The organism is Micromonospora sp. HNM0581 (assembly GCF_012726175.1).
GTDB lineage: Bacteria > Actinomycetota > Actinomycetes > Mycobacteriales > Micromonosporaceae > Micromonospora.
Map to the genome: position 1 here is coordinate 190,615 of NZ_JAASAD010000008.1, position 9,672 is coordinate 200,286.

At 67.5% G+C, this 9,672-nt stretch carries 10 protein-coding genes; 8 read left to right on the top strand and 2 right to left on the bottom strand.

The window, feature by feature from the left end; all coding sequences use genetic code 11:
• The first annotated feature begins 79 nt into the window (after positions 1–79).
• The gene (locus HCA58_RS12940) at positions 80–925 is read left to right on the top strand and encodes an SDR family NAD(P)-dependent oxidoreductase (RefSeq protein ID WP_169598048.1); all 846 of its coding nucleotides are present in this window, start codon (positions 80–82) and stop codon (positions 923–925) included.
• 195 nt (positions 926–1,120) lie between these two features.
• Here the strand turns inward: HCA58_RS12940 and HCA58_RS12945 are convergent, their stop codons facing one another.
• Together HCA58_RS12945 and HCA58_RS12950 are read right to left on the bottom strand one after the other, a co-directional pair.
• Positions 1,121–2,803 carry a hypothetical protein gene (locus HCA58_RS12945; protein WP_240956126.1) on the bottom strand — a complete coding sequence of 561 codons (1,683 nt, stop codon included), beginning with the start codon at positions 2,801–2,803 and terminating at the stop codon, positions 1,121–1,123.
• Positions 2,800–3,756 carry an ABC transporter ATP-binding protein gene (locus HCA58_RS12950; protein WP_169598049.1) on the bottom strand — a complete coding sequence of 319 codons (957 nt, stop codon included), beginning with the start codon at positions 3,754–3,756 and terminating at the stop codon, positions 2,800–2,802. Before HCA58_RS12950 ends, HCA58_RS12945 begins: the two co-directional genes overlap by 4 nt.
• Before the next feature lie 312 nt (positions 3,757–4,068).
• On the opposite strand from HCA58_RS12950, the gene HCA58_RS24060 reads away from it, so the two are divergent.
• From HCA58_RS24060 to HCA58_RS12985, 7 genes are all read left to right on the top strand, one after another.
• Positions 4,069–4,359 carry a hypothetical protein gene (locus tag HCA58_RS24060; RefSeq protein WP_169598050.1) on the top strand — a complete coding sequence of 97 codons (291 nt, stop codon included), beginning with the start codon at positions 4,069–4,071 and terminating at the stop codon, positions 4,357–4,359.
• A 407-nt stretch (positions 4,360–4,766) separates the two neighbouring features.
• On the top strand, positions 4,767–4,982 hold the full coding sequence (locus tag HCA58_RS12960) for an MbtH family protein (protein WP_169598051.1): 216 nt from the start codon (positions 4,767–4,769) through the stop codon (positions 4,980–4,982).
• Between the two features lie 33 nt (positions 4,983–5,015).
• The gene (locus tag HCA58_RS12965; RefSeq protein WP_169598052.1) at positions 5,016–5,666 is read left to right on the top strand and encodes an FMN-binding negative transcriptional regulator; all 651 of its coding nucleotides are present in this window, start codon (positions 5,016–5,018) and stop codon (positions 5,664–5,666) included.
• 110 nt (positions 5,667–5,776) lie between these two features.
• Entirely contained in the window at positions 5,777–6,451 is a 675-nt protein-coding gene (locus tag HCA58_RS12970; protein ID WP_346775976.1) for an LmbU family transcriptional regulator, read from the top strand.
• Positions 6,452–6,519: 68 nt separating this feature from the next.
• On the top strand, positions 6,520–8,094 hold the full coding sequence (locus HCA58_RS12975; RefSeq protein WP_169598053.1) for an amino acid adenylation domain-containing protein: 1,575 nt from the start codon (positions 6,520–6,522) through the stop codon (positions 8,092–8,094).
• Positions 8,091–8,342 (top strand): phosphopantetheine-binding protein, encoded by a 252-nt coding sequence (locus tag HCA58_RS12980; RefSeq protein WP_240956129.1) that lies wholly within the window; start codon positions 8,091–8,093, stop codon positions 8,340–8,342. The genes HCA58_RS12975 and HCA58_RS12980 overlap by 4 nt, the downstream gene beginning before the upstream one ends.
• Positions 8,343–8,459: 117 nt before the next feature.
• On the top strand, positions 8,460–9,647 hold the full coding sequence (locus HCA58_RS12985) for an NAD(P)/FAD-dependent oxidoreductase (protein ID WP_169598054.1): 1,188 nt from the start codon (positions 8,460–8,462) through the stop codon (positions 9,645–9,647).
• Positions 9,648–9,672 lie beyond the last annotated feature (25 nt).

Below are 9,672 nucleotides of genomic sequence, written 5' to 3' on the forward strand. Positions count from 1 at the left end.
CGCGTCGACGAATGCCGACGCCGCCATGACGGGAGGATCATGGCGGACGGTTACGACAGAAACGGTGACAATGATGGGCATGGTCGATCGGAGCATGGATGGAAAGACCGTTGTTGTCACCGGCGCCAGTGGGGGTATCGGCGCCGAGGCGGCCCGCCGGTTGGCGCGCCTGGGTGCGACCGTGGCAGTGGTCGGCCGGTCGCCGGCGAAGACCGCCGCCGTGGCTCGCCAGGTCGGTGCCGAGCCGCTGGTGGCCGACTTCGCCCGGCTGTCGGAGGTACGCCGGCTCGCCGACACCCTGTTGAGCCGCCACCCCAGGATCGACGTACTGGCCAACAACGCCGGTGTCGTGCTGACCAGGCGGAGCCGTACCGAGGATGGCCACGACCTGATGTTCCAGGTCAACTACCTGGCCCCGTTTCTGCTGACCAACCTGTTGTTGGACCGGATGACCACCGTCGGGCCGGCGCGGGTCATCACCACCTCCAGCAAGGGCAACCGGTTCGGCAGGGTCGATCTCGACGACCTCGAAGGTGCCGGCAAACGATCAGAACTGGTGCGCTACGGCACGACGAAACTGCAGAACATCCTGTTCACCCGAGAACTGGCCCGCCGTACACGGGGCAGCGGGTTGACCGCGACAGCGTTTCACCCGGGGGTGGTCGCGACCACCGGCATCAACCGGGAAGCCCCGCTCGTCGCCGCACTGGTCCGTTGTCGTCTGCTGGGTGGGCTGCGCACCCTCGACGAGGGGGCCGAGTCGCTTGTCCACCTGGCCACGATGCCTGATCCGGAGACGGCCAACGGCGGGTACTACCACCACCGCACACCGAACGGTCCCGTCCACCGGCAGGCCAGGGACGACCGGCTGGCAATCGACCTGTGGGAACGAACGGCCGAGCTGCTCGGCGTACCGGCGGCGTGACGTCGGTGGCACGGCCGGACGGCCCGGGTGGGTTCTCGGGTGTCGAACATGCGCGACGCCGGTTGGGCGGCACCGGGCCGGGCGACGGACCGGAGTCGTTCATCATCGCAAGGGGATGGTGTGGGCGACCCGCGCGATGGCCCCGGCCGGCGTGCCGGGACCATCGGGAGCGCTGTCACGGGATGGGACCGGTGCTCAGCCCGCACGGAGGTCGCGTCGGCGGAAGCCGGCGACCGCCAGGGCCACCAGCGCGGTGGCAACCGCGGCGAGACCCACCAGGTTGGCTGGTTCGAGGGACGTGCTCGGATAGTTGCCGACCCACCAGAACGGCGAGAGCGCCTTGACCGCTGTGGGCAGTTGGAGGACAGATCCGAAGAACCGCTCCACCACGACGATCCCGCAGAGCACCCACGCGAGCGCGCTCGCCCGGGGAATCCAGGCGTAGAGCGCCGCGGCGAAGGCGATCAGCACGGCGATACCGAGCGCGAACGCCCCGGCACTGTTCAACAGGACCAACAGACTGGCGTCGCCACCGGAGATCGACGCGCCGATCCACAGTGGCAGAGCTCCACCGGCGACGAGCAGCACGAGCGCGCCGACCCCGGCGACGGCCAGATGGCTGAGCAGCGATGTGGTTCTCGACACCGGCCGGGACAGGCCGAGACCCAGTCGTCCCTCATCCTCCTCGGTCTGCACGCGCAGCACCGACGCGGTGGTGAACACCGCCACGGCGAGTGCGTTGTGCAGCATCATGATGGCCAGGAAAGCCAGGATGGGATCGTCGCCGAAGATGGTCCCGGTGAGCTCGTTCTGATCGGCGATGCGCCGCAGGGCTTCGCCGGAATCCGCGCCGAGGAACAGCCCGGCGGGGCCGAACATCGCCACACAACCCACGAGCCACCACAGCAGCGCTCCGCGCTGCTGTCGGACGACGAGCGCGATCGGGCTGGCCAGTGACGGAACCGCGTCGGCCCGTCCCGGCCTACCGGGTAGCAGGGCACCACCGAGGTCACGCCGCGAAGCCAGGACGGCCCCGACGACCAGCGCGACGAGGATCGCCAGCACGCTCAGGCCGAGTGGCCAGAGCCGCACGTCGGCGTAGGGTCTGGTCTGCTGCGCCCAGGCGATCGGGGACAGCCAGGACAGCCAGCCGCCGTGCCGCTGCTGGATGTCCCCGATGCCGCGGACCAGTACCGCGGCGGCGAGTGCCGCGAAGGCGAGCCCGGAGGCCCCGCGACTGTGCACCGTGAGCTGGCTGGTGACCGTGGTGACGGCGGCGAAGACCAGGGCCGTCAGCATCACACCGGTCAGGAGAGTGACGGTGTCCACCGCGGCGAGCTGCCCGGCACTGATCAGCAGCACGCTACCGAACAGGGCGAACGCGACGTCGGCGATCGTCACCACGAGGAACGCCGCGACGGTCCCGGCGTGCCTGCCGACGGGCAGCGCACGGACGAGTTCGCTGCGGCCGCTCGCCTCCTCGGCGCGGGTGTTGCGGGCGATCAGCAGGATGTTCATCGTCGCCAGGAGCGCCATCAGCCACAGCGACATCTCGTTGGCGAACATCCTGCCGATGGTGTAGTCCGCTAGCCCGTAGCCCGGCCCGGCCAGCAGCGTGCCACCGGCGTTGTCGATCGACTCGGCCCGGTTCTGTCGGTCGGCGGCGGTCGGGTAGACCGCCGCGATGGCGACGACGTAGTAACCGCAGAAGGCCACCAGGGAGCCGGTCCAGACGCTCAGCCGGACCCGGTTACGGCGCAGCATGAAGCGCAGGAGGTGACCGGTACCGGCCAGAGCGGCGGTCGAAGCCGGCGTCCGGGCGGCTGCGGGACGGGTCGGGGGTGTCTGCCGAGCGACGTCAGCGGTCGGTGTGCTCATCGGGTCACCGCCTCGACGTCCCGGTGCGCTACAGCCGTCGGGTCTGCCCCGTAGTGCCGCATGAACAGTTCCTCAAGTGACGGTGGGGTGGCCGTGATGCCCCGGACGTCCAGCCTCGACAGCGCGGCCAGGACCGCGCTGATCTGCGCGTTGTCCACGGAAAGGTCGACCTTGGTGATCTCGTCGCCTTCCGCGGTGGTGGTGACGTCGTGGACACCGGCGAGCCCGGCGAGGACCCCCGGGTCCTCGCCGACGAGTGCGGTGACGGTGGTGCGGGTCAGGTGTCGCAGTTCGGCGAGGGTTCCGGATTCCACCGTACGACCGCTCCTGATGATCGTGACGGTGTCGCAGACCTTCTCCACCTCGCTGAGGATGTGCGAGGAGAGAAGTACCGCCTTCCCCGCCTCCTTGGCCTGCTGGACGTGGTCGGTGAAGACCGCCTCCATCAGCGGGTCCAGGCCGGAGGTCGGTTCATCGAAGATGTAAAGCTCGGGGTCGGTGAGGAAGGCGGCCACGAGCGCCACCTTCTGTCGGTTGCCCTTCGAGTACGTCCGCGCTTTCTTGGTCGGGTCGAGCTCGAAGTGCTCCAGCAGGGCGTTCTTACGCCTTCGGCGCTCCGCCCGGTCGGAGGTGTCGTGCAGCCGGGTCAGGTAGTCGATGGCCTCGCCGCCGGTGAGGTTCGGCCACAGGCTGACATCACCGGGGACGTAGGCGAGTCGGCGGTGCAGGGCCACGGCGTCGCGCCAGGCGTCGTTGCCGAAGAGTCGGGCGGTGCCGGAGTCGCGGCGTTGCAGGCCGAGCAGCACCCGGATCGTGGTCGACTTGCCGGCGCCGTTGGGGCCGAGGAATCCGGCGATCTCACCAGGACCGACGGTCAGGTGCAGGCCGTCGAGCGCTTTGCCGGAGCCGAACGACTTGCGCAGGTCGGCGATTTCGATGGGGTTCTCTGTCATGGTGACTCCCAGGGAGAGAGGCGGGTGCCGCGGTGGTGAACGTCGGCGGTCGTTGCGGCGTGTCGATCGTGCGGCGCGCCGGCTCGGCGAGAAGGCTCGTCGCGCCGGCACCGCTGGGGCCGAGGTGCGGGACGTGTTCACCCCGTAGCCGTTCGGACCCGTTACGTGGTCAGTATCCGGGGATCGCGCGCGTTTGTTGAAGGTGCGAACCGACCACAGGTATCCGGTGAGGGCCAGTCCGAGGCACCAGCCGGCGGCGGCGAGAGCGCTGCTGGCCGAGGGTTGACCGTCAGCAGTCCACGGAGCGTTTCGATGACCGGGGTGAACGGCTGGTACTCGGCGAACTGCCGGATGCCGGCCCCCATCGACTCTGCGGGTACGAACGCGCTGCTCAGGAAGGGCGACATGATCAGCGGAACGGTGGCGATGCCGGCCGACTCCACGGTTCTCGCGAGAGACGTCCATGACCTTGAAACGATCGACGATGCCTTTGGTCATCCCTGTTCCGTTCGGGCCGGGCAGGGAGAAGGTCGACCCTGCGGGGACATCGAGGTCGATGCCATCGAGGGCCATCTTGTCGCCGTAGCTCTTACGCAGCCCTGAGACAGGAACCGCTGAACGTCTCACTTCTCCACCGTCCTCGTTCGGACCGAAATGCAGTACGCGTGCCGTCATCGGGCACCCGGCGGTCCTCTCGGGTTGTTCGGCGCTGCACCCGCTGAGTAGTAAGCGTATTTGTCGCCAAAGCGGTGTCTACGTCCTGAAGCTGCCTGTAAGGGTTGTGGGGTGTAAATAGGGGTCGGAGCCGGTGCGGGGTTCCTGGCCCCTGCTGCAGGGCGTCCGCGAGTGGTGGGGCAGTGCCCCGGGAACAGGGGTGTGGGTGATATTGACACGTCTTGCGAGTCGGCACTTACGATGACCTGGAAATTGTTTCGGTAATCGCGAATGCCGGTTGCCGGATGCACTGTGGAATCCGAGTAGTCCCGTGACGATCCAAAGGACGGTGGCCTGTGAGCACGAACCCTTTCGACGACGACAGCGGCAGCTTCTACGTCCTGGTCAACGACGAGGACCAGCACTCCCTCTGGCCGGTCTTCGCCGAGGTGCCGGCCGGCTGGCGGGTTGTTTTCGGCGCCGATGTCAAGGCCGCCTGTCTGGAGTTCGTGGAGCAGAACTGGACCGACCTGCGCCCGCGGAGCCTCCGTGAGGCCATGGCGGCGAACTGACCGTCGTCGCAGCGTGCGGAGAAGTGGAGAGCCATGTTCGTGCCTCGTATGTACCGGGAGCCGGAACCGCAGTGGATCCAGGAGCTGGTGCGGCGGAATCCTCTGGCGTTGTTGCTGACCAACGGTGACGACAGGGAGGGGCCTTTCGGCACCCATCTGCCGGTCATCATCGAAACCGACCCGGCCGCCCAGTCTTCGCCGGACCTGACCGGCACGACGCTGCTCGGTCACATGAATCGGGCGAATCCGCAGTGGAAGGCACTGTGCGCCGGAATTCCCGCGGTGCTCAGTTTCGCCGGCCCGCACGGGTACGTCTCACCGACGCTCTACCCGTCCGTCCCCGCCGCACCGACGTGGAACTACACGGCGGCGCAGCTGCGCGGTGTGCTCGAGCCGATCGAGTCCGAGGAGGAGACGCTGTCGGTCGTGCGGGCGACAGCGGGAGCCCTGGAAACCGAGTTCGGGAACGGCTGGGACATGACCGATTCGATGGACCACTTCCGTCGAATTCTTCCCGGGGTGGGTGCGTTTCGTTTCACGGTCACCCGGTCCGCTGCGATTTTCAAGCTCAGCCAGGAACAGAACCGCGAGACACAGGGCCGGGTTTGCCGTCACTTTCAGGAAGCAGCCGGGGGGCAGCCCGAAGTGGCGGAGTACATGAGCCGATTGACTGAGAGCAACTGAAACGGCCGGGCGGCGGAGAATCCGACCGATCCGGTCGACGTCGCCTGCACCGTCCGACGAGGATTAGGGGGACATCGGTGAAGACCGTTGACGAGTGCCGGACCAGACCAGTGAGCGCCGGGGTTGCCATGCAGCACGATCTCGTGGTCTCGTTCGTCGGGAACCAGGCGACGGTACGGAAGTCGGGGATGGTCTTTCCGCAGGGCCTGTCCGAGCGGTCCTGGGAACAGATCGGGAGCAGCCTGCGCGAGCTGACGAACTCGTCGGCCTGGTGGCTTGCCGACTGGCTCATCTTCGGGGAGACCGCGTACGGATGGCGGCGGTACCGGGAGGCTATCGAACGGACCGGCCTGGACTACCAGACCCTGCGCAACTACGCCTGGGTGGCCCGACGGTTCGAGCAGGGACGCCGACGGGACACCCTCAGCTTCGCCCACCACGCCGAGCTGGCCCGCCTGGCACCGGCGGAGCAGGACTACTGGCTACGCAAGGCGGAGCAGCAGAAGTGGTCGCGTAACGAGCTCCGTAAGGCGGTTCGGGCCAGTCTGACCGAGCGCGGTGCCACCGCCGCCTCGGCGGTCGACGGTGGCCGTCAGAGTCAGCGTGTCGCACAGCTGGACGAGGTGGGCGGCACCGAGAAGCACCAGGCATCCACCACAAAGATCATCATTGAACTGTCCGCGAGTCAACTCGACTGCTACTCGAAGTTGGCCGCCGCCTGCGGTCTCTCCGTCGACGAATGGGCCACCCGAGTCCTCGACGCCGTTGACCGGCGCGTCGCCTGACGACGCCGTACGCCCCTCGTGGTGGTCCGGCGACCAGGCCCGGCCACTCGTCACATCGGAGTAGGTCCATGATTCTTCCGGGTAAACGGGTCACGCTGCCTTCGGTTCCGGTGGTCCACCGCCGTTTCGAGACACACGCCGCGGAAACTCCCGACGCGACGGCTGTCTTCTGTGCCGGGCAGCGCATGTCGTACCGCGAGCTGAATGCCCGAGCCAACCAGTTCGCGCATCTGCTCATCGAGCGTGGACACGGACGGGGCACCAAGGTCGGCATCTGCCTCGACTACTCGATCGACATGCTTGTCGCCATTCTGGGCACGCTGAAGTCGGGTGCGGCCTACGTGCCGCTGGACCCGGCCTACCCGGCCGCACGGCTGCGGCTGCTGCTGGGACAGATACCCCAGCTCGCCGCGATCGTCGCCGGTGCGGCCACGGTCGAGCTGGTGGCGTGCGCGAAAGCCCCGGTCGTCGACCTGGCGCACCTGTCCGACAAGTTGGCGGCACTGCCGGCGGTCGACCCGGACGTGCCGGTCACCGGTGACGACATCTGCTATGCGGTCTTCACCTCGGGATCGACAGGTACCCCGAAACTGACCGCCCTGCGGCACGAGAACTGGTTCAACCTGCTGAACTGGTTGACCGTCGAGTACGGCCTGCACCGCGGTTCGCACAACCTCGTGGTCAGCGCGTTCGGCTTCGACCTGTCGCAGCGCAGCCTGATGATGCCGTTGTTCTGCGGCGCCACCCAGTACCTCATGGCCAGCCGCAACTTCGACGCCGCGATGGCGTACCGGATGGTGACCGAGCATGACATCCGGACGGTGAACTGCGCCTCGTCCACCCTCTACGTGCTGGTGGACTGGGAGACCGCGAGTGGGCGGAGCGCGCTCACCGGGCTGGACTACGTGTTGTTCGGCGGTGAGCCGCTGCACGTCGGACGCGTCTGGGACTGGGCCGTCGCCGAGGGGAACACCTGCACCCTGCTGCATCAGTACGGCGTGGCCGAGTGCGCGGACGTCGCGACCTCGTACGACCTCGCCGACTACCGCCGTGACGAGCACGACGTCGCTCCGGTGGGCCGCCCCGCCTACAACACCGACATCCACATCCTCGACGAGCAGCTGCGCGGGGTACGCATCGGAGAGCCGGGCGAGATCTGCATCGCCGGACGCAGCGTCGGCGCCGGCTACCTCAACGGCTCGGGACCCGAGTCCGCCCGCTTCACGACGATCCAGGTCCATGGCGCTTCGGTGCGCATCTACCGCACCGGGGACCGCGGATACGTCACCGAGACCGGTCAACTGGTCGTTCTCGGTCGGATGGACACCCAGGTGAAGGTGCGCGGCATGCGCATCGACCCGCACGAGATCGAACGGGCGCTGGGTCGACTGGCCGGAGTTCGGCAGGCCGCCGTGGTGGTCACCGTCGACGCCGCCGGCGACTGCCAGCTGACCGCCTTCCTGGAACCTGCCGGGGACGATCCGGCCGACAGCGACGTCCGTGCCCGTCTGCTGGAGGCACTGCCGCGGAACATGGTCCCGGCGACCTTCCGCCGCGTCGACCGACTGCCACTGACTCCCCACGGAAAGGTCGACCGCGCGGCGCTGCTCGACGAGCTGCGGGCCCGGGTGCCGACCCGATGACCGACGAAAGGAACATGATGATCACCGAAAGAGTGCACGCGATCTGGTGCCGGGAACTCGGGCGCGACGACATAGCCTTCGACGACGATTTCTTCGCCCTCGGTGGCCAATCGGTGATAATGGCCAGAATTCAACGGTCCCTCATCGTGGAACTGGGTGTCGAGGTGCCGGTCGACCAGCTGTTCCGTAACCCGACGGTGTCATCCATATCGGCGTACATCACGTCCTCAGAAACCATGACCGGGTAGCGGCAGACAGTTCTGTCGACTCTCGAGAGCGGCTGTTACCAACGCGCCGTGAACGCTCATCTCACCCGGCCTCATCGGGGCCGTAGAAATCGTCAAAGCCTGGTTAAGAGAGGCGCCATGTACGACGTCATTGTCATAGGTGCCCGCTGTGCGGGTGCGCCGACGGCCATGCTGTTCGCGCGGCAGGGTTACCGGGTCCTGCTTTTGGAGAAGGCGAAGTTTCCGCAGGACACGCTCTCCTCCCACTACCTGCACTCGCAGGGTGTGGCGCTACTGGACCGCTGGGGGCTGCTCGACGAACTGCGGGCCACCGACGTGCAGCCGATCACCCACCAGGTGTACGAGGCGCCCGGGGTACGTGTGGAGGGGTTCTCCCTGCCGATCGATGGCCTACGGACCACGTACGCGCCGCGGCGGTACGTCCTCGACCCCATCCTCGCGGCCGGGGCCGTCCGGGCCGGCGCGGAGTTCCGGCAGTCGTGCGCGGTCAACGACCTCATCTACGACGACGACCGGGTCGTAGGGGTCAGGTACACCACACCCGCCGGTGTGCAGACGACCGAACGCGCCCGTCTCGTGGTCGGCGCGGACGGCATGCGTTCGCTCGTGGCCCGCAAGGTCGGTGCGCCGAACGTCGTCGAACACGCCCGCCTGACCTGCGTCTACTACAGCTACTGGGCCGGGGTGCCGGCGGACTTCGAGCTCTACGAGCGGCCGGGCCGATGGATCGGCGTCGTCCCCACGAACAACGACCTGACGCTGCTCATGACCTACTTTCCGCAGGCTGATTTCGGCGAGGTCCGCAGGTCGGTGGAGCCCGCGTACCTGGAGGCGTTCCGTTCGACGGCGCCCGAGTTGTATGAGCGGATGCAGTCCGGCGAGCGGGTGGAGCAGTTGTACGGCACCGGGCACCAGGAGAACTACTTCCGCAAGGCCTACGGGCCGGGCTGGGTGCTGGTGGGCGACGCGGTCAACCACAAGGACTCCATCACCGCTCGGGGTATCACCGAGGCGTGGGTGCAGGCGCAGACGCTCACCGGGTACATCGGCGCGAACCTACACGACGATCGCGCGCTCAGGTCGGCACTGCGGCGCTACGAGAACAGCCTGAGCGACGAGGCCCTCAACCACTACCAGGGCGCTCTCAACGTGGCCGAACTCAAACCCGAGGGCCGTACGGACATGCTGCGCAAGCTTGTCGGTCACCAGGACCACATCGATCGCTATTTCTCGACCCTGTCGGGGGCGATCTCCATCGACGACTTCTACAACGAGGAACTTCTGACCCTGCTCGACCAGAGCTGACCCGACGGTCCGCTCCCAGGTCCGC

Excerpts from the sequence above, each read along its gene's own strand:
- HCA58_RS12975 (WP_169598053.1), top strand. The coding sequence starts at position 6,520 with ATGATTCTTCCGGGTAAACGGGTCACGCTGCCTTCGGTTCCGGTGGTC.
- HCA58_RS12940 (WP_169598048.1), top strand. The coding sequence starts at position 80 with ATGGTCGATCGGAGCATGGATGGAAAGACCGTTGTTGTCACCGGCGCC.
- HCA58_RS12980 (WP_240956129.1), top strand. The coding sequence starts at position 8,091 with ATGACCGACGAAAGGAACATGATGATCACCGAAAGAGTGCACGCGATC.
- HCA58_RS12965 (WP_169598052.1), top strand. The coding sequence starts at position 5,016 with ATGTTCGTGCCTCGTATGTACCGGGAGCCGGAACCGCAGTGGATCCAG.
- HCA58_RS12945 (WP_240956126.1), bottom strand. The coding sequence starts at position 2,803 with ATGAGCACACCGACCGCTGACGTCGCTCGGCAGACACCCCCGACCCGT.
- HCA58_RS12985 (WP_169598054.1), top strand. The coding sequence starts at position 8,460 with ATGTACGACGTCATTGTCATAGGTGCCCGCTGTGCGGGTGCGCCGACG.
- HCA58_RS24060 (WP_169598050.1), top strand. The coding sequence starts at position 4,069 with ATGACCGGGGTGAACGGCTGGTACTCGGCGAACTGCCGGATGCCGGCC.
- HCA58_RS12950 (WP_169598049.1), bottom strand. The coding sequence starts at position 3,756 with ATGACAGAGAACCCCATCGAAATCGCCGACCTGCGCAAGTCGTTCGGC.